The following is a 22,908-nucleotide window of genomic DNA, read 5'->3' as shown; positions in this document are numbered from 1 at the left end:
TATTCCTTACTTGAGTGATGACATGCCGCCGCCCAGCGACTGCCAGAGCGTGATTCGGTTTGTAAAATCAGTCAGTTGCAGTGCCAGCAGCGCCTGCTGTGCGCTCCACAAGCTGCGCTGCGCCGTCAACACGGTCAGGTAATCACCAACACCCGCCTGATAGCGACGCAAGCCAACATCGACCGTTTGTTGCTCAGCTTTAACAGACTGGCGCTGTGCATCCAGTTGCTCTTCAAGCGTGGTCCGCCGCGCCAGTGCGTTAGCGACATCTTTAAATGCGCTCTGAACGGTTTTTTCATAGGTGGCACTGAGTCCACGCTTTTGTGCTTCTGCGTAACGAAGCTGCGCCAGATTACTTCCGCCAGTGAACAGCGGTAATGTGACCGATGGCGTAAATGACCAGATCTGCATTCCGTGGCTGAACAACGACGACAATGCGTCACTGCCAACACCAGCGCTGGCAGTCAGCGAAATCGTCGGAAAAAAGTTAGCCCGCGCCGCGCCAATATCGGCATTGGCGCTCTTCAAATTATGTTCCGCTTCCTGGATATCCGGACGACGCAGCAGAACGTCAGATGACACTCCCGCAGGAACCAGACTTATCATCTGTTCCGGCAGGCTTTCCAGTGTTCCCGGTAGCAAATTTTCCTCAAGCGTTGTACCTGCCAGTAAGTTCAGCGCATTTTTATCCTGCATCACTTGTGTCTGATAGCTGGCAACGCTGGCGCGTGCTTGCTGATAAACACTCATCGCCTCACTGACATCTGTCGCTGCCGCAGTGCCAACCTGTTGCTGGCGCTGGATAATTTTCAATGAGTTTTCTGCACTGGCCATCGTTTCTTTTGCCAGGGCCAGGTTGCTGTTATCGGCCGCCAGTGTCAGCCAAGCGGTGCTGATTTCAGCAATCAGCGTTAAACGGGTGTTCTGGGCTGTAAATTCACTGGCAAGCCAGGTTTCTCGCGCCGCCCGAGATAAACTCTGATTACGACCAAACAGATCTAACGTAAAACTGGACACCGTGCCGTCAGCCTCGGCAGTGGTTTCCGTACCATTCGCCAGCGAACGACTGCGGGTCGAACTTAAGGCCGCATTCACCGTCGGGAATAACGACGCATTAGTTTGCCCATAGAGCGCCCGTGCTGAGTCAATATCAGCAATCGCTTTTTGCACATCGCGGTTACTGTTCAGTGCAATAGTCACCACCTGCTGCAATCGGGGATCGTGGATCACCTGCTGCCAGTCATGGCTGATTGCCTTTCCCTGGCCCTGTGCTCCCGGCAAGGTCGCCGGGATTGGGGATTCAGGCGTACTGTAGTGAGGATCGAGCGAGACACATCCCGCACTCAACAACACCAGAAAAATAAGAGAACGACGCAACATAACTTACTCCTGACGGCGCGGTTTACCGGCAAACAAACGTTTCACCAGTATAAAAAACAGAGGAACGAAGAAAATGGCCAGTAATGTAGCGGTCAGCGTGCCGCCAATAATGCCCGTACCAATGGCGATGCGGCTGTTCGCCCCTGCGCCGGTTGCTATCGCCAGCGGCATTACCCCCGCAATAAACGCCAGCGAGGTCATGATGATTGGGCGTAAACGAGTCTGCGCCGCGCGTAATGCCGCACGACTCAAGGAATAGCCCTCTGCAACCGCCGCTTCAGCAAATTCCACAATCAGAATGGCGTTTTTCGACGACAAGCCGATAGTGGTTAATAGCGCCACCTGGAAGTAAACATCGTTGTTTAAATCACGCATCCAGGCCGCCAGCGCCGCGCCAAGAAGCCCCAGAGGGATCACCAGAATGACCGAGAACGGGACTGACCAGCTTTCGTACAGTGCTGCAAGGCAGAGGAAAACCACCAGAATAGAAACTGCATACAGACTCAATGCCTGACCGCTGGCCAGTTTCTCCTGCAATGACAAACCACTCCAGGCCCAGGTTGTTCCCGCAGGAAGACTGTTTGCCAGTTCCTCCATTTTTGTCATTGCATCGCCGGAACTAAAGCCAGTCGCATTTTCCCCCTGAATTTCATAGGCTGCCGAGCCGTTGTAGCGCACCAGTCTTTCCGGTCCATACAGCCAGCGGGTGGTCGCAAAAGCAGAGAATGGTGTCATGGCGTTATCGCTGCCGCGCACAAACCATTTACCTAAGTCTGACGGCGCGGAACGAAATTCGCTGTCGCCCTGAATGTAGACTTTTTTCACACGACCACGGTCAATAAAGTCATTCACATAAGTACCGCCCCACGCACTGGACAGGGTGTCGGTGACATCATTCAAACTCAACCCTAATGACACCGCTTTATTGCTATCAATATCTACCTGCAATTGCGGCATTTGTGGCAAATCATTGGCGCGTACAGAATGTAACTCCGGACTTTGATTCGCTTTTTCTATCAACTGATTACGCATTTGCAGCAGTGTTTCACGATCGGTTCCACCGTTAGCTAACAATTCAAACGTAAAACCATTGCTTTGCCCCAGCCCATCAACGGCTGGCGGCGTCATCGCAAATACCGTGGCATCACGAATTGTGCCCAGCTCTTTGGTTGCCCGTAGGGCGATAGCCTGGGCGGTGTTTTCTGCCCCTTTACGTTGAGACCAGTTTTTCAACGAAACAAACGCCATCCCGGTGTTCTGTCCGCTGCCGCTAAAACTGAAACCATCAACGGTAAAAATAACATCGGTATTTGCTTTCTCATTAATCAGGAACCAGTCAACAATCTGGCGATTCACTTCTGCTGTACGGGCAGCGGTCGCCCCGGCCGGCAGCGTGTACTGCACCATGATTTCGCCCTGGTCTTCAGTGGGTAAGAAACTGCCCGGCAGTTTCCACATCATCAGGGCCATTCCACCACCCAGTACGACATAAAGCCCCATCGTTCGAGCAGCACGGCGCAGGACATAAATTACGCCTCGCTGATATTTATCTTCAGTACGGCGGTAAAAGCGGTTAAATGCGCCGAAAAAGCCTTTTTTATGTGGCGGAACATGCTGGAGGACGGAACCGCACAGGGCGGGAGTCAAGGTCAATGCCACTACCACGGAAAGCAGCATTGCGGAGATAATGGTTATCGAAAACTGACGATAAATTACCCCCGTAGATCCCCCAAAGAAGGCCATAGGCAGGAATACGGCTGATAACACCAGCGCAATGGCAACCAGTGCGCCAGAAATCTCGCCCATTGATTTTTCCGTGGCTTCACGCGCGGGCACCCCTTCGTCACGCATAATGCGTTCGACGTTCTCCACCACCACAATGGCATCGTCCACCAGCAAGCCGATCGCCAGGACCATTGCAAACAACGTCAGGGTATTAATCGAATAGCCAAACAACGCAAGAACGCCGAATGTGCCCAGCAAAACGACGGGGACAGCTAACGCCGGAATCAGTGTGGCACGCAGGTTTTGCAGGAATAAATACATCACGCAAACCACCAATACGATGGCTTCAAACAGCGTCTGAATTACGTCCTCTACAGAGATTTTAATAAATTCAGTGCTGTCTTTCGGGTATGCGATGTCGTATCCCTGCGGCATGTTCCGCTGGAATTCGGCAATCTTATCCTTGACCAGCGTCGCCGTATTCAGCGCATTCGCACCGGGCGAAAGCATTACAGCAACCCCGGCAGACGGGTGACCGTTAAGTTTGCCGATAGCGGTATAATCTTCACTGCCCATCTCAACGCGAGCCACATCTTTTATACGAACAACTGCGCCGTCTGACTGGCTTTTCACGATAATATTTTTGAACTGATCCACCGTCTGCAAGCGAGACTGCGCACGTACCGTTGCGGTCAGTTGCTGAGTATTCGGTGAAGGCAATGCCCCTATTTTCCCGGCAGTAACCTGCACGTTTTGCGCTTCAATAGCACTTTGCACGTCTGAAGGCATTAGCGAGTAAGACGCCAGTTTGGCCGGGTCAAGCCAGATGCGCATAGCGTATTCCGCGCCAAAGACTTGCAGACTCCCCACACCTTCAACACGCGCCAGCGGGTCCTGAACGTTACTAACCAACCAGTCGGCGATATCCGAACTGGTGGCTTTGTCAGTGGTGTCATACACGGCAGCAATCAGCAAAAAGTTGCTTTGTGATTTCTCCACCGTAACACCCGTTTGCTGCACTTCGCTGGGTAGGCGCGACTCCGCCTGCTGAATTTTATTCTGCACCTGAACCTGTGCAGTATCTGGATCGGTACCTTGTTCAAAGGTCACATTAATACTGACCGAACCATCAGAGCTACTGGTTGAGCTGAAATAGAGTAAATTATCAAGCCCAGTGAGTTGTTGCTCGATAACCTGAGTCACGCTGTTCTCCAGCGTTTCGGCAGAAGCACCAGTATAAGTGGCTGAAATTTTAATGGTCGGTGGCGCAACGTCAGGATATTGCGCGACGGGCAATGTGCGAATAGCCAGAATCCCCGCCAACATAATCAAAATGGCGATAACCCAGGCAAAGACCGGGCGGCGAACAAAAAAGCGCGAAAACATCAGGCGTTGCCTCCATTAGCCTGAACTTCAACAGCCTTGACGGTCTGCCCTGAAGTGACTTTGGCAGAACCTTCAACAATCAGTCGGTCGCCGTTGTGCAGGCCGTTCAGCACCAGCCATTTATCACCATACGTTTCTCCCGTTTCGAGCGTTCGCTGCTCTACTTTATTGTCTTTATTCACCACCAGCGCAGTTGCATTGCCTTTAGCATCGCGCGTGACGCCCTGTTGCGGCGCGAGAATAGCGTCTTCCATCACGCCTTCATCGACACGAGCGCGAACAAACATTCCCGGTAATAACTGCTGTTGTGGATTGGGGAAAATCGCCCGTAATGTCACCGAACCGGTAGACTCATCTACAGCGACTTCGGTGAGTTCCAGACGCCCTTTTTCGCTGTAGGTTGTGCCATCTTCCAGAATAAGTGAGACGCTCATGGTGTCACTGTTGGTCGCCAGTGACTGTTTACGCAGACGTAATAAATCGACACTGGAGCGAGTGAGGTCGACATACATTGTATCCAGACCACGAATAGTCGTTAACGCTGTATCTTGCGACGCGGTCACCAGTGCGCCAGGGGTTACCGACGAAATGCCAATGCGCCCTGAAATCGGTGCGGTTACCGTGGTCCAGTCAAGATTAATGCGCGCAGTTTCCAGTGCGGCTTTTTTCGCCTCTACACTGGCTTTATCTTGTGCACAGGTAGACTGAGCATCATCAGCATCCTGTTGTGAAACACCGTTCTCTTTCACCAGTCGGGCATAACGCTGCGCTTTCTGGCAATCGGCTTTTACCAGTGCCTGTGCTTGTTGTAATGCTGCCCGAGCTTCATTCCATGCAGCCTGATAACTGGCCGCATCAATCTGGTAGAGCGGCTGTCCAGCCTTGACCAGATCACCTTCCTTAAATAAGCGTTTCTGGATAATTCCCCCAACCTGCGGACGTACTTCGGCACTGAGCGCAGCACTGGTGCGTCCGGTTAATTCACTGACTACCGAGACCGGTTGAGATTTGACTGTAACAACGCCGACTTCTGTTTCTGACGGGGATGAATTGTTACTTTGCGTATTATCACAACCCGATAAGAGCAGCATTGCCACTACAGATGTTGCTATATACTTCATTATTTTCTCCAGGGTGAGAAATACCCTCCTCATTAAAATTAATGAGGATATGTCAGGGATATTCAGTTATAACGGACCCGCATCGCGAAATGAATTTCGCAATGAAATATGGGGGATTAATATCCCCCGCTATTGGTTAATTCTGTTCTTATTTATTTATCAACATACTAACAATATCCTGATATATTTCCTGCAGATGTTGTGGATCGCTTTTTTGCGGTGTTAAACGACGATAAACCGTACCTTCCATCATGGTAGCAAACACTTCAACGCAGCAACGAATGTGCTCGTCGCTAAGATGGGGATGCATTCTTTTCATATGTGCACAACCGTTAGCGAACATTCTGGCGTCAGCTTCTTCAAGCATTGCCATAACCCGCGGATTGCGTGTGGCTTCTGCAGCCACTTCCAGCATCAGCGCGTCGTCGTCCTCATTTAAGGATTTACGCAAGGCAAGGACTTCCGGGAAGTGATCGGTACGCGCGTCAATGTCCATTTGGGCAATACGAAAGTCGATGATACGGCGAACCATCTCTTCAATAATGGCGTCTTTGTTGGCGAAGTAACGATATATCTGACCCACGCTAAGCTGAGCTTCGCTGGCAATTTGCGACATACTGGCGGCATGAAATCCGCAGCGACGAAAACACCGACGGGCGGCGTTAATGATTTCATCCTGACGTTGTTTGTGGCGTATCTCCAGCTTGCTGGTCATTTCTGTCTCCTGGCCTATCACTTGGTGAGAATGATCGTTCTCATTTTTGCTGATTATACGTTTCTCCAAAGTAATGGAAAGTATTTTTATCTTATTCATGGTGCATATTCTGATAATGAAGAGATTGTGGAGATTCTGTGAAGATAGTTGACAATATTAAGTTGGGGTCAATTCATCAGAAAGGATGCTACTTGTTGTTGCCAGTTCTGTTTTCATCATCAAACTTATCGGAGCTAATACGAATAGTTTCATAGTCAGATTCTATAAGATATTCCCCCAACCTCCCCCTTGCAGGCGTCAAGAGTAGATAACGCAAAATGCTCTGTACCGCAGCTTCTCTCCGGAACAGAAAGCGCAACTATAGCCACCCACAGCCAGGTTGATTATAATAACCGTTTATCTGTTCGTACTGTTTATTTAAACAACGAATCGCCTGATTTTCAGGCACAACAAGCATCAACAATAAGGATTAAAGCTATGGGTTTTCTTTCCGGTAAGCGCATTCTGGTAACCGGTGTTGCCAGCAAACTGTCCATCGCCTACGGTATCGCTCAGGCGATGCACCGCGAAGGAGCTGAACTGGCATTCACCTACCAGAACGACAAACTGAAAGGCCGCGTAGAAGAATTTGCCGCTCAATTGGGTTCTGACATCGTTCTGCAGTGCGATGTTGCAGAAGATACCAGCATCGACACCATGTTCGCTGAACTGGCGAAAGTTTGGCCGAAATTTGACGGTTTCGTACACTCTATTGGTTTTGCACCTGGCGATCAGCTGGATGGTGACTATGTTAATGCCGTTACCCGTGAAGGCTTCAAAATTGCCCACGACATCAGCTCCTACAGCTTCGTTGCAATGGCAAAAGCTTGCCGCTCCATGCTGAATCCGGGTTCTGCCCTGCTGACCCTTTCCTACCTTGGCGCTGAGCGCGCTATCCCGAACTACAACGTTATGGGTCTGGCAAAAGCGTCTCTGGAAGCAAACGTGCGCTATATGGCGAACGCGATGGGTCCGGAAGGTGTGCGTGTTAACGCCATCTCTGCTGGTCCGATCCGTACTCTGGCGGCTTCCGGTATCAAAGACTTCCGCAAAATGCTGGCTCATTGCGAAGCCGTTACCCCGATTCGCCGTACCGTTACTATTGAAGATGTGGGTAACTCTGCGGCATTCCTGTGCTCCGATCTCTCTGCCGGTATCTCCGGTGAAGTGGTCCACGTTGACGGCGGTTTCAGCATTGCTGCAATGAACGAACTCGAACTGAAATAATCGTTCTGTTGGTAAAGATGGGCGGCGTTCTGCCGCCCGTTATCTCTGTTATACCTTTCTGATATTTGTTATCGCCGATCCGTCTTTCTCCCCTTCCCGCCTTGCGTCAGGATAACGATTTCCTTTACGACCAAGGAGCGCCCATGGAACAACGCCACATCACCGGCAAAAGCCACTGGTATCATGAAACGCAATCCAGTACTGCGGAGAATGACGTTCTGCCTCTGGTCCCGGAAGCCGCAAAGGTTAGCGATCCCTTTCTGCTCGACGTGATCCTTGATGAAAAAACGCTGGCCCCCTTCCTTTCATGGCTGGACCCTGCGCGTGTTCTTGCAGCGGAGTTATTCCCTGACCAGCTTACCGTGACCCGTTCACAGACCTTCAACGCTTATGAACGCTTGTCGACGGCCCTGACGGTTGCTCAGGTTTGCGGCGTCCAGCGGTTATGTAACTACTATTCGGCGCGACTTACGCCGCTCCCCGGGCCTGATTCCTCCAGGGAAAGTAATCATCGGTTGGCACAAATCACGCAATATGCCCGCCAACTGGCCAGCTCGCCTTCTATTATCGACAACCGATCGCGCCAACATCTGAATGACGTCGGTCTTACTGCCTGGGACTGTGTAATCATTAACCAAATCATTGGTTTTATTGGCTTTCAGGCGCGGACAATTGCGACATTTCAGGCTTATCTCGGGCATCCGGTACGCTGGTTACCAGGTCTGGAGATACAAAACTACGCCGACGCGTCACTGTTTGCTGATGAATCAATACGCTGGCGAAGCAGCTATGAGGTGGAAAAACTTCCTGAAGAGTACACAAAAAGTTCGACTGCAGAACTTTGCCAACTGACCGAAACACTCTCTCTCCACCCTATTTCACTTTCCCTTCTCGAAATGTTGTTAAACAGCACTCGGGTTAAAACACAGCCGGGTAACCTGCTTGCGGCGTTGTTATGCGCGCGTATTAATGGCAGTCCTGCTTGTTTTGCCGCCTGTATGAATTCATCGAATGAATATAAAAAAATCAGCCCCCTTCTGCGCAAGGGCGAAAATGAAATTAACCAATGGGCTGACCGTCATTCTGTTGAGCGCGCTACCGTTCAGGCGATACAATGGCTGACCCGAGCACCCGATCGCTTTAGCGCCGCCCAGTTCAGCCCATTACTCGAACACGAAAAATCATCAACGCAGATTATTAATCTGCTGGTATGGAGCGGGCTGTGTGGCTGGATAAATCGCTTAAAAATCGCGTTGGGTGAGACATATTAACCTTGCCGCGTCAGACAGATTCGCGTAAAACTGTCAGCCGCTCTAATGGCCACCAAAATAGACAATTATGTTTCAGGACAACCCGCTGCTAGCGCAGCTTAAACAGCAACTGCATTCCCAGACGCCACGCGCTGAAGGGGTGGTAAAAGCCACAGAAAAAGGCTTTGGCTTCCTGGAAGTCGACGCGCAAAAAAGTTATTTCATTCCGCCGCCGCAGATGAAAAAAGTCATGCATGGCGACCGAATTATCGCGGTGATCCACAGTGAAAAAGAACGTGAATCCGCAGAGCCAGAAGAACTGGTTGAACCGTTCCTGACTCGTTTCGTGGGTAAAGTTCAGGGCAAAAATGACCGTCTGGCCATCGTTCCTGATCATCCACTCTTAAAAGACGCCATTCCTTGCCGCGCAGCCCGTGGCCTGAACCACGAGTTTAAAGAAGGCGACTGGGCGGTTGCCGAAATGCGCCGTCATCCGCTGAAAGGCGATCGTTCTTTCTATGCTGAACTGACACAATACATCACTTTTGGTGACGACCACTTTGTACCGTGGTGGGTTACTCTTGCGCGCCATAATCTGGAAAAAGAAGCACCAGACGGCGTCGCTACCGAAATGCTCGATGAAGGTCTGGTTCGTGAAGATCTGACCGCGCTGGATTTTGTCACCATCGACAGTGCCAGCACAGAAGATATGGATGACGCCCTTTTCGCTAAGGCGTTGCCGGATGACAAACTTCAGCTGATTGTGGCGATTGCCGATCCAACCGCGTGGATTGCTGAAGGCAGCAAGCTGGACAAAGCCGCGAAAATTCGCGCATTCACCAACTATCTGCCTGGCTTCAACATCCCTATGCTGCCTCGTGAGCTTTCGGACGATCTCTGCTCACTGCGCGCCAATGAAGTCCGCCCGGTACTGGCATGCCGCATGACGCTCTCCGCTGATGGCACCATTGAAGATAATATCGAATTCTTTGCCGCCACCATCGAATCCAAAGCGAAGCTGGTGTATGACCAGGTCTCTGACTGGCTGGAAAATACCGGTGACTGGCAGCCTGAAAGTGAAGCAATTGCCGAACAAGTCCGTTTGTTAGCGCAAATTTGCCAACGCCGCGGTGAGTGGCGTCATAACCACGCACTGGTATTTAAAGATCGCCCGGATTACCGCTTTATTCTCGGTGAAAAAGGTGAAGTGCTGGATATCGTCGCCGAGCCTCGTCGCATTGCCAATCGTATCGTCGAAGAAGCGATGATTGCCGCTAACATTTGTGCGGCCCGCGTACTGCGCGATAAGCTCGGTTTTGGCATCTATAACGTGCATATGGGCTTTGATCCGGCGAATGCCGACGCGCTGGCAGCGTTGCTGAAAACCCACGGTCTGCATGTCGATGCCGAAGAAGTGCTCACGCTGGACGGTTTCTGCAAACTGCGTCGTGAACTGGATGCGCAACCAACTGGTTTCCTCGACAGCCGCATTCGTCGCTTCCAGTCATTTGCTGAAATTAGCACTGAACCCGGTCCTCACTTTGGCCTCGGTCTGGAGTCATACGCCACCTGGACTTCGCCGATCCGTAAATATGGCGACATGATCAACCACCGTCTGCTGAAAGCGGTTATCAAAGGCGAAACTGCGACGCGTCCGCAGGATGAAATCACTGTCCAAATGGCCGAGCGTCGCCGTCTCAACCGAATGGCAGAACGTGATGTTGGCGACTGGTTATACGCACGCTTCCTGAAAGACAAAGCCGGGACCGACACCCGTTTCGCGGCGGAAATTGTCGATATCAGCCGTGGCGGCATGCGTGTGCGTTTGGTTGATAACGGCGCTATCGCCTTTATTCCGGCACCTTTCTTACACGCTGTGCGCGATGAACTGGTTTGCAGCCAGGAAAACGGCACTGTACAAATTAAAGGTGAAACGGCTTACAAAGTGACTGACGTTATTGACGTCACCATTGCCGAAGTCCGCATGGAAACCCGCAGCATTATTGCGCGCCCGGTCGCGTAATCTCCTTTCACGGCCCATTCCTCATGAATGGGCCGTTTATTTCCCCGCTCCACCTTCGTCATATCCCGGCAGATTTTTAACTGACTTTCGTTTGAAAACTGGCGTTTTTCCAAAACTGGATTACAAATAAATATATAAAAAAAACAATGCGTTTAGCCGCCGTTAATTTCATGTAAGTCATGTTGTTCCTTTTATTTAACCGCGGACTCCGCTGTTAACCGGAGGATATGCATCATGAAAACCGTTAGGGAGTCCACAACGTTGTACAACTTTCTCGGATCGCACAATCCATACTGGCGGTTAACGGAAAGCAGCGATGTTTTGCGCTTTTCTACCACCGAAACCACAGAACCTGAACGTACGTTGCAGTTATCTGCCGAACAGGCTGCTCGCATCAGGGAAATGACGGTCATCACCTCCAGCCTGATGATGAGTCTGACCGTCGATGAAAGCGATCTTTCTGTGCATCTGGTAGGACGAAAAATCAATAAACGGGAATGGGCTGGCAACGCGTCTGCATGGCATGACACACCAGCAGTTGCTCGTGATTTATCACACGGGCTTTCCTTTGCTGAGCAGGTAGTTTCTGAAGCACATTCCGCAATAGTGATTCTCGACAGCCGGGGGAATATCCAACGCTTCAATCGGTTATGTGAAGATTACACAGGGTTGAAAGAACATGACGTAATTGGGCAAAGCGTGTTTAAACTGTTTATGAGCCGTCGTGAAGCTGCGGCATCCAGGCGTAATAACCGTGTATTTTTTCGAAGCGGCAATGCATATGAAGTCGAACTGTGGATACCAACACGTAAAGGCCAGCGGCTGTTTCTGTTTCGCAATAAATTTGTCCACAGCGGCAGTGGCAAGAACGAGATTTTTTTAATCTGTTCCGGCACCGACATTACCGAAGAGCGCCGCGCTCAGGAGCGACTGCGTATTCTGGCAAATACCGACAGTATCACCGGACTGCCGAATCGTAACGCAATGCAGGAGTTAATCGATCACGCCATTAATCAGGCAGATAACAATAAAGTTGGGGTTGTGTATCTTGATTTGGATAATTTTAAAAAGGTCAACGACGCTTATGGGCATTTGTTTGGTGACCAGCTATTACGCGACGTGTCATTGGCCATTTTAAGCTGTCTCGAACATGATCAGGTGTTGGCGCGTCCAGGTGGCGATGAGTTTCTGGTACTGGCATCCAATACCTCACAAAGCGCGCTGGAAGCAATGGCATCACGAATTTTGACTCGCTTACGACACCCCTTCCGCATTGGTTTAATTGAAGTTTATACCAGCTGTTCAGTGGGTATTTCACTCTCTCCCGAACATGGTTCGGACAGCGCGGCTATTATTCGTCACGCCGACACAGCAATGTACACAGCGAAGGAAGGCGGACGAGGACAATTTTGCGTTTTTACTCCAGAAATGAATCAGCGGGTATTTGAATATCTCTGGCTGGATACCAACTTGCGTAAAGCACTGGAAAACGATCAGTTGGTTATTCACTATCAACCGAAAATCACCTGGCGTGGCGAAGTGCGCAGTCTGGAAGCACTAGTACGTTGGCAGTCACCTGAACGTGGGTTGATTCCACCGTTGGACTTCATTTCCTACGCCGAAGAGTCAGGGCTAATTGTGCCTTTAGGCCGTTGGGTGATTCTCGATGTCGTACGCCAGGTGGCAAAGTGGCGGGATAAAGGTATTAACCTGCGAGTGGCGGTAAACATTTCTGCACGTCAGCTCGCCGATCAAACCATTTTCACCGCCCTGAAACAGGTTCTCCAGGAACTCAATTTTGAATACTGCCCTATTGATGTTGAACTGACGGAGAGCTGCCTGATTGAGAATGATGAACTGGCACTTTCTGTTATTCAACAATTTAGCCAACTAGGTGCGCAAGTGCATCTGGACGATTTTGGTACCGGCTACTCTTCACTTTCGCAACTGGCGCGCTTTCCGATCGATGCGATTAAACTTGACCAGGTTTTTGTTCGAGATATTCACAAACAACCTGTCTCACAGTCGCTGGTCCGGGCGATCGTCGCTGTGGCCCAGGCATTGAATCTTCAGGTGATCGCTGAAGGAGTGGAGAGTAAAAAGGAAGATGCTTTTTTAACCAAGAACGGGATCAATGAGCGGCAAGGATTTTTGTTTGCCAAACCGATGCCCGCCGTCGCCTTTGAACGCTGGTATAAACGCTATCTGAAGCGCGCATAAGTAGATGAATATATATACTTAGCGCTATATTCCGTCATTATATATCGTATTCCCGGATGATAATTAGCCGTTGCTGTTAAACACTTCTCTTTTAGCGGCAATTTTTGCATTATTCATTTTCCCCTTTTGCTATAAGGATGTCCTTGATGTCTGAATTTGATGCCCAGCGCGTTGCCGAACGTATTGATATTGTGTTAGATATCCTTGTGGCAGGCGATTACCACTCTGCGATCCATAATCTCGAGATACTTAAAGCAGAACTCTTGCGCCAGGTTGCTGAATCTACGCCAGACATCCCGAAGGCACCGTGGGAGATTTAACAATCGTGCCTTCAGGTTTTCCTATTTGAGGATGCCCGGCGCGTCAGTATTTTTTTATTTAGTATTATAACGTTATAAGAATTACAGCGATGAATTCCCGACAACAAACTATTCTACAGATGGTCATTGACCAGGGTCAGGTTAGCGTAACCGATCTGGCAAAAGCCACTGGAGTTTCTGAAGTTACCATTCGCCAGGATCTCAACACCCTCGAAAAACTGAGTTACCTCCGCCGTGCACATGGTTTTGCAGTTTCGCTTGATAGTGATGACGTCGAAACCCGTATGATGAACAACTATACGCTGAAGCGTGAACTCGCCGAGTTTGCCGCGTCACTGGTTCAACCGGGCGAAACCATCTTTATCGAAAATGGCAGCAGCAATGCCCTGCTCGCCCGGACTCTGGGCGAGCAGAAGAAAAATGTCACGATCATCACGGTCAGCAGCTACATCGCGCATTTGCTGAAAGACGCGCCTTGTGAAGTCATTTTGCTCGGTGGCGTGTACCAGAAAAAAAGCGAAAGTATGGTTGGTCCTTTGACACGCCAGTGCATCCAACAGGTGCATTTCAGCAAAGCATTTATTGGGATTGATGGCTGGCAACCTGAAACTGGGTTTACCGGTCGCGATATGATGCGTACCGATGTGGTCAATGCCGTGCTGGAAAAAGAGTGCGAAGCGATAGTCCTGACTGACAGCTCGAAATTTGGTGCTGTACATTCATACTCCATCGGCCCCGTTGAGCGATTCAATCGCGTGATTACCGATTCGAAAATACGCGCCAGCGATCTGATGCATCTTGAGCACAGTAAACTCACCGTTCACGTCGTTGACATTTAACCATTTCCCTTCTCCACGGATGATTTGCTGTTTTGCAAATCATCCGCTCTAAGATGATTCCTGGTTGATAATTAAGACTATTTACCTGTTATTAACACTCTCAACATATAAAATTATTATCAGCGATATAACAGGAAGTCATTATCACCTGCGTGATATAACCCTGCGCGCGAGCGGATTTCACGGAATAATTTCACCAGGCTTATTCTTAGCTATTATAGTTATAGAGAGCGTACTTCCGTGAATCATAAATTCAGGAGAGAGTATTATGTTTGTAACGAGCAAAAAAATGACCGCGGCTGTTCTGGCAATTACCCTGGCAATGTCTCTGAGTGCCTGTTCTAACTGGTCTAAACGAGACCGTAACACCGCAATTGGCGCGGGTGCAGGTGCATTAGGCGGTGCAGTACTGACCGATGGCAGTACGCTGGGTACATTAGGTGGTGCAGCCGTCGGTGGTGTTATTGGTCACCAGGTCGGTAAATAATCGTAAATAAATGTCGATTATCGACTCGCAATTATAATACGCTTGATTCTGTTCAGTACGAAATAAGTGAATAATACACACAGTAAAATATTCTAAAGCCACGGATATATCCGTGGCTTTTTATGTTAACCACCGGCGAGTTTTACCTTCATCCCTTTCGCTTCAAGCAGTGATTTTAATAAATCGCGCTTATCACCCTGGATTTCAATAATTCCATCTTTAACTGCCCCACCGCAGCCGCATTTTTTCTTCAGTTCCGCTGCCAGTTTTGTCAGTTCGGCATCATCGAGATCGACACCGGTAATCAAGCAAACGCCCTTACCTTTACGTCCACTGGTCTGACGCTGAATACGCACCACACCGTCGCCTTTAGGGCGTACAGGGGCCGCTTTTGGCTCATCAATACGTCCGGTTTCCGTTGAGTAGACCAGACGGCTGTTGGAATCACTCATCATGCACTCCGCTGTAAAGAGGCGTTGATCGCTTTCAGCGTTTGCGCTGGATCTACCGATTGCGTTACCGGGCGACCAATCACCATATAATCAACACCAGCCGCCAACGCCTGTTCTGGCGTCATAATGCGGCGCTGGTCACCAGCTTCACTCCCCTGCGGACGAATGCCCGGTGTAACCAGTTTGAACTCCTGACCAAATACCTGTTTAAAGCGCACTGCTTCCTGAGCAGAACACACCACACCATCAAGGCCACATTTTTGCGTCAGTGCTGCCAGACGTTCTGCATAATCTGCAGGTGACAGTGTCATGCCAAGATCGGCCAGGTCGCTGGCTTCCATGCTGGTCAATACTGTCACAGCAATCAAAAGCGGTGCATCTTTGCCAAACGGAACCAGTGCCTCACGCGCTGCGGTCATCATACGCGCCCCTCCGGAGGCATGAACATTCACCATCCACACGCCTAAGTCAGCTGCAGCAGCGACAGCGTGCGCTGCAGTGTTGGGAATATCGTGAAATTTCAGGTCGAGGAAGATATCAAAACCACGCTGTTGAAGTTCGCGTACAAATTGAGGTCCAAACAGCGTAAACATCTCTTTGCCGACTTTCAGACGACAATCGCGTGGGTCGATCTTGTCGACAAAGGCCAGCGCGGCATCACGATTATGATAATCAAGGGCAACAACCACAGGAGAATTCGTAACAGCGCGGGAAGAAGATGAAGCAGTTAACGTCATGACCAGACCTTCTTGATGATGGGCACCGGAAGTGGCGCGAAACAGGTAAACGGCGAGCATTCTACCCGTGGAAATAAAAAATTAACAGTTGCGATTTCTCCCCTGGCAGGCTTTTCTGCGCCCGAGTTACCGGAGCACGATGGAACATCAATAATTAGTATGTTGTAACTAAAGTCGGATTTTTTTAAAAATTACAGGCCATCAAGACCGCGAATCGGTTTAATGGTTGACCAAGCCCGACAAGACGGACAATGCCAGTAGAGGGTGTATGCGGTAAAACCACATTTCTGGCAGCGATAACGAGGCTTACTACGCACCTTCTCGCCAACCATGTCACGCAGCACCATCAGACTCTCTTTGGCACGCCCTTTTTCCGCTTCATTTAAGTGGTAATTCATTAGCTTATGGAACACACGCATGGTCGGATGACGCTGAAGTTGACGCGTAATATAGACCTGTGCGGCCTCACTACCATCGCGCGCTTCGATGATATCCGCAAGCATCAGTTCAGCATCGGCACCGGTGTTCTCTTCCACCGCGCGCTGCAGGAACTCTGCCCATTCGGCAGTTTTACCCAACTGCTGGTAGCAGGTTTGCAGCATTTCCAGCGTTTCGCTGACCAGTTCTCTGTCCTGGGATATCACGCGTTGCAGACTTTCGACGGCTTTGGCGTATTCTCCTTTCGCCATAAATACGCGTCCCATCATGATGGATACGCGGGCGCTGTTTTTATCTGCCGCCGCACCTTTTTTTAACAAGGCCATGGCACGATCGAGATCGTCGCTGGCCATATGCTGTAGGGCTAACTCGCAGTAGAAATGAGCAATTTCGACGCGCTGATTATCTTTACCCAGCTTCACCAGGCGTTCGGCAACATCAATTGCTTTCTGCCACTCGCTGGTAGCCTGGTAGATTTGTAGCAACTGTTGCAGCGCGCCAATGCGGAAGTCAGTTTCATCGGTCAGTTGATTGAACATGTCTTCCGCGCGGTCGTATAACCCGGCGGCCATGTAATCACGCCCCAGTTGTTGAATCGCCAACAGACGCTGTTCATAGGTCAGCGAGGCGCTTTCCATTAGGGTCTGATGGATGCGAATAGCGCGATCAACTTCGCCACGCGAACGGAACAGGTTTCCGAGCGTAAGGTGGGCTTCAACAGTACCCGTATCCTCTTTAAGCATATCGAGAAACAGGTCTACCGCTTTATCCTGTTGATTACTAAGCAGAAAATTAACCCCCGCTACGTAATCACGCGACAAGCGGTTGGCTTCATCTTGCTTGTTTTGTTGCGCACTTCTGCGGCCCATATACCAGCCATAGGCAGCGGCTACAGGCAAAAGCAGAAACAACAACTCCAGCATAGAAAGTTATTCCTTCGCCGCTGACGAATGCGGCGCTACAGCCACGTCAGTCGCGGGTGAAAGCTGGTTTTCCAGTCGCTTTATTTTACGTTCAGCGCGCGCCAGGGAAACACGAACTCGCAGCCAGAACAGACCGCAAATCAGCCAACCGATAGCAAACCCCGCAGCAAACAATACCGCCAGCAATGTGGAAATACGGTACTCCCCTTGCGCTAACAGATAATTAAACGTCACCTGTTGATCGTTCTGCGCACCTAACGTGACCGAAATCACGAAGATCGCTAACACCAGTAAGAAAATGAGTAAATATTTCACATTACTTCCCGTTATGTGGTTAGAGCGAATAAATTATGGTCAACTTACCGCAATAGCCCTTTAAAGTACCATTTTCGCGCCGTCTGCGAAATGGCATCCACGCGCATTGTTGATGATTTAAGGGCTAAATTCGGAAAATCAACCAGCGTTAACTTTCTTGTTCCCGTTGTGCAATTTCGCGATTTTCTTCCGCAGGTGGTGTTAATGGCCCACAAATTCGTTGCGCAAGCCACGTTGCCACCGCCACCAGCGCCCACGAAATCAACGTAGCTACCACCAGATCGCGTGGCCAATGCATCCCGAGCAGCAGGCGGCTTCCCATGACTCCCGTTGCCCAGACCAACAAGATAGCAATGGTTAACGTTCGCCGACGCGGCCACAGCAAACCAACGGCCAGCAGCGCCCAACTGGCAGCAAACATCGTGTGACCGGAAGGAAAGGCAAACCCCGTCTCTTTCTGCCAGTGTGAACGCAAATATTGTGGGATATTTTTCTCTTCAGCCAACTGTTCTTTCACTAGATTTCCGCGTTCTGCTCGCTTTAAAGTGTAGAACTCATCAACCGGAATATGATGTGTTTTTTCCAGCCAGATAACAAAAGGTCGTGGTTCCTGGACTTTGTCTTTGATCCAGGATTTAACGCCTTGTCCCACAAGAATTGCCGCCGCCAGAATGGCAAATAACATAATGGCAGCCTTAATGCGAAAACGCAGACACCAGAGAAACCAACCGAATAAAATCAAATGTGTAATGACGCCCCAGGGCTGGGTGACAGTTTCAGTAACCCAAAAAGCCGCTTTTAGTAGCCAACTTTGTTCTCCAGGTTGCCAACGCCAGCCAGAAATCCATACGGCTACTGGCATAACAAGCAATAGTGCAGCTCCCACTGCGGTACGTCTGGCAATCGAACGCATGGCCTCTCCTTTTTGATAAGTCCCACAATCATAACTGAAAATGCCAGTTCCAGGAAAAATTGACAGATTTGTGCCATTCCGTGAACGATCGACGCGTCGTGATTAGGTGAACCCCTTCTCGTTATGGCAAAATAAGCCAATACAGAACCAGCATTATCTGGAGAATTTCATGCAGCTTAAACGTGTGGCAGAAGCCAAACTGCCAACCCCATGGGGCGATTTCCTGATGGTGGGATTTGAAGAACTGGCAACCGGACACGATCATGTCGCGCTAGTCTATGGCGATATTTCCGGGCATACCCCGGTACTTGCGCGCGTCCATTCCGAATGTCTGACCGGTGACGCCCTGTTCAGCTTGCGCTGCGATTGTGGCTTCCAGCTCGAAGCGGCACTGACGCAAATTGCCGAAGAAGGCCGTGGTATTTTGCTGTATCACCGTCAGGAAGGTCGTAACATTGGTCTGCTGAATAAAATCCGCGCTTATGCACTGCAGGATCAAGGTTACGATACTGTAGAGGCTAACCACCAGTTAGGCTTCGCCGCTGATGAGCGCGACTTCACTCTTTGCGCTGATATGTTCAAACTCCTTGGCGTCAATGAAGTCCGCTTGTTAACCAATAACCCGAAAAAAGTCGAAATTCTGACCGAAGCAGGGATTAATATTGTTGAACGCGTACCGTTGATTGTAGGTCGTAACCCCAATAACGAACATTATCTCGATACCAAAGCCGAGAAAATGGGTCATTTGCTGAACAAATAACCCTCTTGCATTGTGTAATTCATTTGCTTGCCGGAAGCAAAATAACCGGCAAGCAAATACTCGTTACTTCAACATATTACGAATGACATAATGCAAAATGCCGTCGTTCTGGTAGTAGGTCAACTCCGTCGCGGTGTCGATACGACAACGGCAGAGTACGACTTCCTGGCTACCATCCGCGCGCGTAAGCGTCACCGGAACCGTCGCGCCGGGTTGTAGATTTTGCAGATCGCCAATATCAATCTTCTCTTCCCCGGTTAGCCCTAACGTTTTACGCGTTACGCCTTGCGGAAATTCCAGCGGCAGGATGCCCATGCCAATTAAATTCGAACGGTGAATTCGTTCAAACGATTCGGCAATCACCACACGAATTCCAAGCAGACGCGGACCTTTTGCCGCCCAGTCACGGCTGGAGCCTGATCCATACTCTTTCCCGGCAATCACCGCCAGCGGCGTTTGCTCCTGCTTATAGCGCATCGCAGCATCATAAATAGAGACTACGTCGCTGTCAGGTAAATGCCGCGTCATCCCCCCTTCAACACCAGGCACCATTTCATTACGGATGCGAATATTGGCGAAGGTGCCGCGCATCATCACTTCATGGTTACCACGCCGCGAACCGTAGGAGTTAAAGTCTTTTCGCTCAACACCCCGGCCTTGTAGATATCGACCCGCTGGGCTGTCGGGCTTAATGCTGCCCGCCGGAGAAATGTGGTCAGTGGTAACCGAGTCCCCCAGCATTGCGAGGATCCGCGCACCGTGAATATCTTCCACAGGTGCTGGTGTTGCCTGCATTTCATCAAAGAAAGGCGATAAGCGAATATAGGTTGAATCTTCCTGCCAACCGTAGGTATCGGATCGTGCGACGTTAATTTCCTTCCACTCTGCTGTGCCTTCAAAAACTTCTGCGTACTCTTTGCGGAACATTTCTGTGGAGACTTGTTCTACCGCACGGGCAATTTCTTGTGCCGAGGGCCAGATATCTTTCAGATATACCGGGTCGCCTTTACGATCGTGACCAATAGGCTCAGAAGCGAGGTTAATATTCATATTTCCCGCCAGCGCATAGGCAACCACCAGCGGCGGCGAGGCCAGCCAGTTAGTTTTAACCAGCGGATGGATACGGCCTTCAAAGTTACGGTTGCCGGACAGCACCGCACCGACGGTTAAATCGCCTTTTTTGATTGCCGTTTCGATAGGATCGGGCAATGGACCAGAGTTACCAATACAGGTGGTACAACCGTATCCCACAAGGTTAAATCCCAGTTCATCGAGATACGGTGTCAGTTTCGCTTTTGCCAGATAATCAGAAACGACTTTCGAGCCTGGTGCCAGCGACGCTTTGACCCACGGTTGCCGCTTGAGGCCCAGAGTTACAGCTTTTTTCGCCAGCAAACCTGCGGCCATCAGCACACTTGGGTTAGAGGTGTTGGTGCACGACGTTATCGCAGCAATGACCACCGCGCCATCAGGTAACTGATACTGATGTCCGTTCATAACATAATCGACCGGCTGGCGATCTTTATGCGTGGCATTCACTTCCAGTTCGTTACTGGCGGCAAATGCTTTTGGTACATCGGGCAGTGCAACGCGATCCTGTGGGCGTTTTGGCCCTGCCAGGCTCGCTTCAACGTCATTCATATCCAGTTCTAACGTACTGGTAAAAATCGGTTCATCGCCCGGGTTACGCCACATGCCCTGCGCTTTGGCATATTTTTCGACCAACTCGACCTGATCTTCGCTGCGCCCGCTTAAACGCATGTAATCGAGGGTGACAGCATCGATTGGGAAGAAGCCACAGGTGGCACCATATTCTGGCGACATATTGGCAATGGTGGCGCGATCCGCCAGCGGTAGTGAATCCAGCCCATCACCATAAAATTCGACGAATTTCCCAACCACGCCATGTTTGCGCAGCATTTGGGTAACGGTGAGAACCAGGTCTGTGGCGGTAATACCTTCACGTAATTTTCCGGTGAGTTTAAAGCCCACTACGTCCGGGATAAGCATGGAAACCGGCTGTCCTAACATTGCGGCTTCGGCTTCGATCCCACCAACGCCCCACCCCAGCACGCCAAGGCCGTTGATCATGGTGGTGTGCGAGTCAGTACCAACGAGTGTATCCGGATAAGCAATCCATTCACCGTCCTGCAATTCGCTCCACACTGCTTTGCCGAGATATTCGAGGTTAACCTGATGGCAAATGCCTGTGCCTGGCGGCACGACGCTAAACCGACTGAACGCTTGCTTTCCCCATTTCAGGAACACATAACGTTCGTGGTTGCGCTCCATTTCCAGGCGTACGTTTTCTTCAAATGCCTCATCATCACCAAAACGATCGACGGTCACCGAGTGGTCAATGACCAGGTCGACCGGTGAGAGCGGGTTAACCTTTGCAGTATCGCCGCCGAGGCGTTTAACCGCTTCGCGCATTGCCGCCAGATCAACAACGGCAGGTACGCCGGTAAAGTCCTGCATCAGCACCCTTGCCGGGCGGTAGGCAATTTCACGGTCAGCATGGGCATTTTTCAGCCATCCCGCCAGCGCGTGGATATCCTCTTCGGTAACCGAGTTACCATCCTGCCAGCGCAGCAGGTTTTCGAGCAAAACTTTGAGTGACTTAGGCAGACGGGTGATATCGCCCAGTGATTTGGCAGCAAGCGGCAGGCTGTAGTAGTGGTAAGTTTTATCTTTGGCCTGCAACGTGTCCTTACTGGCTTCTCGTAGGGTTGACGACATAGCTCCTCCTTAATGACAGGGTTGCGAAGCCCTGATTCTCTTCAGGGTGAATATTAAAGATAACACAAACATCGCGTAACGATTTGATAACAACCCAAATTGATAAAAGAGGAGAAACCTTGTGGCAAAGCAAATGAAAACCCCGCCGCAGCGGGGTCAGGGATCAGTGAGTAATGATACAGAGGAATTCGGCCCAGAAGAACATCGACAGAGAAAACGCGCCCATCCAGGACCAATATTTCATATTTGTGTTGATCATAGGCTACACCTTTAACGGTTATTACTTTGTGTTGAGATAACTCAACCTGTTATTGCTGCGGTGTATTAAAAGCCCTTTAATTCATTAAAAATGGGTAATAAGAATGATGATAATTATTGTTTCGGCTGATCATCTTCAGCAAACAGTTCTATAAAGGCTTGCTGCTGCGTTGTTAGTTGCCAGTCGTCTGGAATAACGACGGAACATTCCCGTTTCGTTTCTGGTTCATTGTCACTATGCTGACATAATGGTGACGACTCCAGTTGCTCCTGACCGACCATAGTTATCCCCACACTTTCCAAATCAGCAGTGCGACAACCACCCAGAAAAGTGCAGAACCAAGAAATACCGCCAGCCAGGCTTTGCGTTTTAATTCAGGGTCCCGGCGGGGTTCCTGATTTCCAGAAGGCATTGCTAACCTCATATAATCGCCATCATTTATCAGCAAGACGTTGAACGATTGGTGTAATTAATCATACGATGAGACAAATCCTAAAGAAACTTTAGTCAAAAATCCAGCGAATTTACGAATCGTCTCCAGTGAATAATTCAATCTTTTGACCTGAAATAGATATTTGAAAACTCGAGTTTGCGAGGCGGGTAATTAGACACTACTTTACAGGTGATTTACCCTATAAAT

The 22,908-nt window shown here is 50.0% G+C and carries 23 protein-coding genes; 8 read left to right on the top strand and 15 right to left on the bottom strand.

Going from position 1 to position 22,908, the window contains the following annotated elements; all coding sequences use genetic code 11:
* Nucleotides 1-6: 6 nt before the first annotated feature.
* The 4 genes from ACJHXB_RS15500 to ACJHXB_RS15485 all read right to left on the bottom strand — a co-directional run bounded on the left by ACJHXB_RS15500 (nt 7) and on the right by ACJHXB_RS15485 (nt 6,327).
* The gene (locus tag ACJHXB_RS15500) at nt 7-1,380 is read right to left on the bottom strand and encodes an efflux transporter outer membrane subunit (RefSeq protein WP_000946215.1); all 1,374 of its coding nucleotides are present in this window, start codon (nt 1,378-1,380) and stop codon (nt 7-9) included.
* A 3-nt stretch (nt 1,381-1,383) separates the two neighbouring features.
* Nucleotides 1,384-4,491, bottom strand: a complete 3,108-nt coding sequence (locus ACJHXB_RS15495; RefSeq protein ID WP_000492822.1) for an efflux RND transporter permease subunit — start codon at nt 4,489-4,491, stop codon at nt 1,384-1,386.
* Nucleotides 4,491-5,612, bottom strand: coding sequence for an efflux RND transporter periplasmic adaptor subunit (locus ACJHXB_RS15490; protein ID WP_000873810.1), 1,122 nt, complete (start codon nt 5,610-5,612; stop codon nt 4,491-4,493). The genes ACJHXB_RS15495 and ACJHXB_RS15490 overlap by 1 nt, the downstream gene beginning before the upstream one ends.
* Before the next feature lie 148 nt (nt 5,613-5,760).
* Nucleotides 5,761-6,327, bottom strand: coding sequence for a TetR/AcrR family transcriptional regulator (locus ACJHXB_RS15485; RefSeq protein WP_000202113.1), 567 nt, complete (start codon nt 6,325-6,327; stop codon nt 5,761-5,763).
* 477 nt (nt 6,328-6,804) lie between these two features.
* On the opposite strand from ACJHXB_RS15485, the gene fabI reads away from it, so the two are divergent.
* The 3 genes from fabI (at nt 6,805) to rnb (ending at nt 10,866) form a co-directional block, all read left to right on the top strand.
* A complete protein-coding gene (gene fabI / locus ACJHXB_RS15480) occupies nt 6,805-7,593 on the top strand; it encodes an enoyl-ACP reductase FabI (RefSeq protein ID WP_000506491.1) in 789 nt (262 codons plus the stop codon).
* Nucleotides 7,594-7,736: 143 nt separating this feature from the next.
* A complete protein-coding gene (locus ACJHXB_RS15475) occupies nt 7,737-8,864 on the top strand; it encodes a carboxymuconolactone decarboxylase family protein (RefSeq protein WP_001469240.1) in 1,128 nt (375 codons plus the stop codon).
* 67 nt (nt 8,865-8,931) lie between these two features.
* Nucleotides 8,932-10,866, top strand: coding sequence for an exoribonuclease II (gene rnb, locus ACJHXB_RS15470; RefSeq protein WP_000484990.1), 1,935 nt, complete (start codon nt 8,932-8,934; stop codon nt 10,864-10,866).
* A gap of 76 nt (nt 10,867-10,942) precedes the next feature.
* On the opposite strand, the gene ACJHXB_RS15465 is transcribed toward rnb, so the two are convergent.
* Nucleotides 10,943-11,047, bottom strand: a complete 105-nt coding sequence (locus tag ACJHXB_RS15465) for a hypothetical protein (RefSeq protein ID WP_000221855.1) — start codon at nt 11,045-11,047, stop codon at nt 10,943-10,945.
* Between the two features lie 53 nt (nt 11,048-11,100).
* Here ACJHXB_RS15465 and pdeR point away from each other — a divergent pair, with 53 nt between their 5' ends.
* On the top strand, nt 11,101-13,086 hold the full coding sequence (gene pdeR / locus ACJHXB_RS15460; protein WP_410233511.1) for a cyclic di-GMP phosphodiesterase: 1,986 nt from the start codon (nt 11,101-11,103) through the stop codon (nt 13,084-13,086).
* Here the strand turns inward: pdeR and ymiD are convergent.
* Nucleotides 13,068-13,196 carry a protein YmiD gene (gene ymiD / locus ACJHXB_RS15455; protein ID WP_023148853.1) on the bottom strand — a complete coding sequence of 43 codons (129 nt, stop codon included), beginning with the start codon at nt 13,194-13,196 and terminating at the stop codon, nt 13,068-13,070. The genes pdeR and ymiD overlap by 19 nt on opposite strands.
* 36 nt (nt 13,197-13,232) lie before the next feature.
* On the opposite strand from ymiD, the gene yciZ reads away from it, so the two are divergent.
* From yciZ to osmB, 3 genes are all read left to right on the top strand, one after another.
* Nucleotides 13,233-13,406 carry a protein YciZ gene (gene yciZ, locus ACJHXB_RS15450; RefSeq protein WP_001288368.1) on the top strand — a complete coding sequence of 58 codons (174 nt, stop codon included), beginning with the start codon at nt 13,233-13,235 and terminating at the stop codon, nt 13,404-13,406.
* A gap of 89 nt (nt 13,407-13,495) precedes the next feature.
* Entirely contained in the window at nt 13,496-14,245 is a 750-nt protein-coding gene (locus tag ACJHXB_RS15445; RefSeq protein WP_001088604.1) for a DNA-binding transcriptional regulator YciT, read from the top strand.
* A gap of 268 nt (nt 14,246-14,513) precedes the next feature.
* Nucleotides 14,514-14,732, top strand: coding sequence for an osmotically-inducible lipoprotein OsmB (osmB, locus tag ACJHXB_RS15440; RefSeq protein WP_000498253.1), 219 nt, complete (start codon nt 14,514-14,516; stop codon nt 14,730-14,732).
* A gap of 125 nt (nt 14,733-14,857) precedes the next feature.
* Here the strand turns inward: osmB and yciH are convergent, their stop codons facing one another.
* The 5 genes from yciH to pgpB form a co-directional block, all read right to left on the bottom strand.
* A complete protein-coding gene (gene yciH / locus ACJHXB_RS15435; RefSeq protein WP_001353236.1) occupies nt 14,858-15,184 on the bottom strand; it encodes a stress response translation initiation inhibitor YciH in 327 nt (108 codons plus the stop codon).
* Nucleotides 15,184-15,921, bottom strand: a complete 738-nt coding sequence (pyrF, locus tag ACJHXB_RS15430; RefSeq protein WP_021501139.1) for an orotidine-5'-phosphate decarboxylase — start codon at nt 15,919-15,921, stop codon at nt 15,184-15,186. The genes yciH and pyrF overlap by 1 nt, the downstream gene beginning before the upstream one ends.
* A gap of 191 nt (nt 15,922-16,112) precedes the next feature.
* Entirely contained in the window at nt 16,113-17,282 is a 1,170-nt protein-coding gene (gene lapB, locus ACJHXB_RS15425; RefSeq protein WP_410233510.1) for a lipopolysaccharide assembly protein LapB, read from the bottom strand.
* Nucleotides 17,283-17,288: 6 nt separating this feature from the next.
* The gene (gene lapA / locus ACJHXB_RS15420) at nt 17,289-17,597 is read right to left on the bottom strand and encodes a lipopolysaccharide assembly protein LapA (RefSeq protein WP_000876284.1); all 309 of its coding nucleotides are present in this window, start codon (nt 17,595-17,597) and stop codon (nt 17,289-17,291) included.
* 148 nt (nt 17,598-17,745) lie between these two features.
* Nucleotides 17,746-18,510 (bottom strand): phosphatidylglycerophosphatase B, encoded by a 765-nt coding sequence (gene pgpB / locus ACJHXB_RS15415; protein WP_001256550.1) that lies wholly within the window; start codon nt 18,508-18,510, stop codon nt 17,746-17,748.
* A 169-nt stretch (nt 18,511-18,679) separates the two neighbouring features.
* Here pgpB and ribA point away from each other — a divergent pair, with 169 nt between their 5' ends.
* The gene (ribA, locus tag ACJHXB_RS15410; RefSeq protein WP_001176295.1) at nt 18,680-19,270 is read left to right on the top strand and encodes a GTP cyclohydrolase II; all 591 of its coding nucleotides are present in this window, start codon (nt 18,680-18,682) and stop codon (nt 19,268-19,270) included.
* A gap of 63 nt (nt 19,271-19,333) precedes the next feature.
* Here the strand turns inward: ribA and acnA are convergent, their stop codons facing one another.
* The 4 genes from acnA to ACJHXB_RS15390 form a co-directional block, all read right to left on the bottom strand.
* Nucleotides 19,334-22,009, bottom strand: a complete 2,676-nt coding sequence (gene acnA / locus ACJHXB_RS15405) for an aconitate hydratase AcnA (RefSeq protein WP_000099525.1) — start codon at nt 22,007-22,009, stop codon at nt 19,334-19,336.
* A 163-nt stretch (nt 22,010-22,172) separates the two neighbouring features.
* Entirely contained in the window at nt 22,173-22,268 is a 96-nt protein-coding gene (gene ymiC / locus ACJHXB_RS15400) for a small membrane protein YmiC (RefSeq protein WP_001605341.1), read from the bottom strand.
* 113 nt (nt 22,269-22,381) lie between these two features.
* Entirely contained in the window at nt 22,382-22,549 is a 168-nt protein-coding gene (gene yciX, locus ACJHXB_RS15395; RefSeq protein ID WP_001469241.1) for a protein YciX, read from the bottom strand.
* 2 nt (nt 22,550-22,551) lie between these two features.
* The gene (locus tag ACJHXB_RS15390; protein WP_001300896.1) at nt 22,552-22,692 is read right to left on the bottom strand and encodes a YmiA family putative membrane protein; all 141 of its coding nucleotides are present in this window, start codon (nt 22,690-22,692) and stop codon (nt 22,552-22,554) included.
* Between the last annotated feature and the right edge of the window lie 216 nt (nt 22,693-22,908).

Origin of the sequence: Escherichia sp. WS3227_2, assembly GCF_046486495.1 — a bacterium.
Taxonomy (GTDB): Bacteria; Pseudomonadota; Gammaproteobacteria; order Enterobacterales; family Enterobacteriaceae; genus Escherichia; species Escherichia coli.
The sequence above is the reverse complement of the archived record's forward strand: the minus strand, read 5'-3'. Positions and strand labels throughout refer to the sequence as shown.

Excerpts from the sequence above, each read along its gene's own strand:
- ACJHXB_RS15500 (WP_000946215.1), bottom strand. The coding sequence starts at position 1,380 with ATGTTGCGTCGTTCTCTTATTTTTCTGGTGTTGTTGAGTGCGGGATGT.
- ACJHXB_RS15495 (WP_000492822.1), bottom strand. The coding sequence starts at position 4,491 with ATGTTTTCGCGCTTTTTTGTTCGCCGCCCGGTCTTTGCCTGGGTTATC.
- ACJHXB_RS15490 (WP_000873810.1), bottom strand. The coding sequence starts at position 5,612 with ATGAAGTATATAGCAACATCTGTAGTGGCAATGCTGCTCTTATCGGGT.
- ACJHXB_RS15485 (WP_000202113.1), bottom strand. The coding sequence starts at position 6,327 with ATGACCAGCAAGCTGGAGATACGCCACAAACAACGTCAGGATGAAATC.
- fabI (WP_000506491.1), top strand. The coding sequence starts at position 6,805 with ATGGGTTTTCTTTCCGGTAAGCGCATTCTGGTAACCGGTGTTGCCAGC.
- ACJHXB_RS15475 (WP_001469240.1), top strand. The coding sequence starts at position 7,737 with ATGGAACAACGCCACATCACCGGCAAAAGCCACTGGTATCATGAAACG.
- rnb (WP_000484990.1), top strand. The coding sequence starts at position 8,932 with ATGTTTCAGGACAACCCGCTGCTAGCGCAGCTTAAACAGCAACTGCAT.
- ACJHXB_RS15465 (WP_000221855.1), bottom strand. The coding sequence starts at position 11,047 with ATGACTTACATGAAATTAACGGCGGCTAAACGCATTGTTTTTTTTATA.
- pdeR (WP_410233511.1), top strand. The coding sequence starts at position 11,101 with ATGAAAACCGTTAGGGAGTCCACAACGTTGTACAACTTTCTCGGATCG.
- ymiD (WP_023148853.1), bottom strand. The coding sequence starts at position 13,196 with ATGCAAAAATTGCCGCTAAAAGAGAAGTGTTTAACAGCAACGGCTAAT.
- yciZ (WP_001288368.1), top strand. The coding sequence starts at position 13,233 with ATGTCTGAATTTGATGCCCAGCGCGTTGCCGAACGTATTGATATTGTG.
- ACJHXB_RS15445 (WP_001088604.1), top strand. The coding sequence starts at position 13,496 with ATGAATTCCCGACAACAAACTATTCTACAGATGGTCATTGACCAGGGT.
- osmB (WP_000498253.1), top strand. The coding sequence starts at position 14,514 with ATGTTTGTAACGAGCAAAAAAATGACCGCGGCTGTTCTGGCAATTACC.
- yciH (WP_001353236.1), bottom strand. The coding sequence starts at position 15,184 with ATGAGTGATTCCAACAGCCGTCTGGTCTACTCAACGGAAACCGGACGT.
- pyrF (WP_021501139.1), bottom strand. The coding sequence starts at position 15,921 with ATGACGTTAACTGCTTCATCTTCTTCCCGCGCTGTTACGAATTCTCCT.
- lapB (WP_410233510.1), bottom strand. The coding sequence starts at position 17,282 with ATGCTGGAGTTGTTGTTTCTGCTTTTGCCTGTAGCCGCTGCCTATGGC.
- pgpB (WP_001256550.1), bottom strand. The coding sequence starts at position 18,510 with ATGCGTTCGATTGCCAGACGTACCGCAGTGGGAGCTGCACTATTGCTT.
- ribA (WP_001176295.1), top strand. The coding sequence starts at position 18,680 with ATGCAGCTTAAACGTGTGGCAGAAGCCAAACTGCCAACCCCATGGGGC.
- acnA (WP_000099525.1), bottom strand. The coding sequence starts at position 22,009 with ATGTCGTCAACCCTACGAGAAGCCAGTAAGGACACGTTGCAGGCCAAA.
- ymiC (WP_001605341.1), bottom strand. The coding sequence starts at position 22,268 with ATGATCAACACAAATATGAAATATTGGTCCTGGATGGGCGCGTTTTCT.
- yciX (WP_001469241.1), bottom strand. The coding sequence starts at position 22,549 with ATGGTCGGTCAGGAGCAACTGGAGTCGTCACCATTATGTCAGCATAGT.
- ACJHXB_RS15390 (WP_001300896.1), bottom strand. The coding sequence starts at position 22,692 with ATGAGGTTAGCAATGCCTTCTGGAAATCAGGAACCCCGCCGGGACCCT.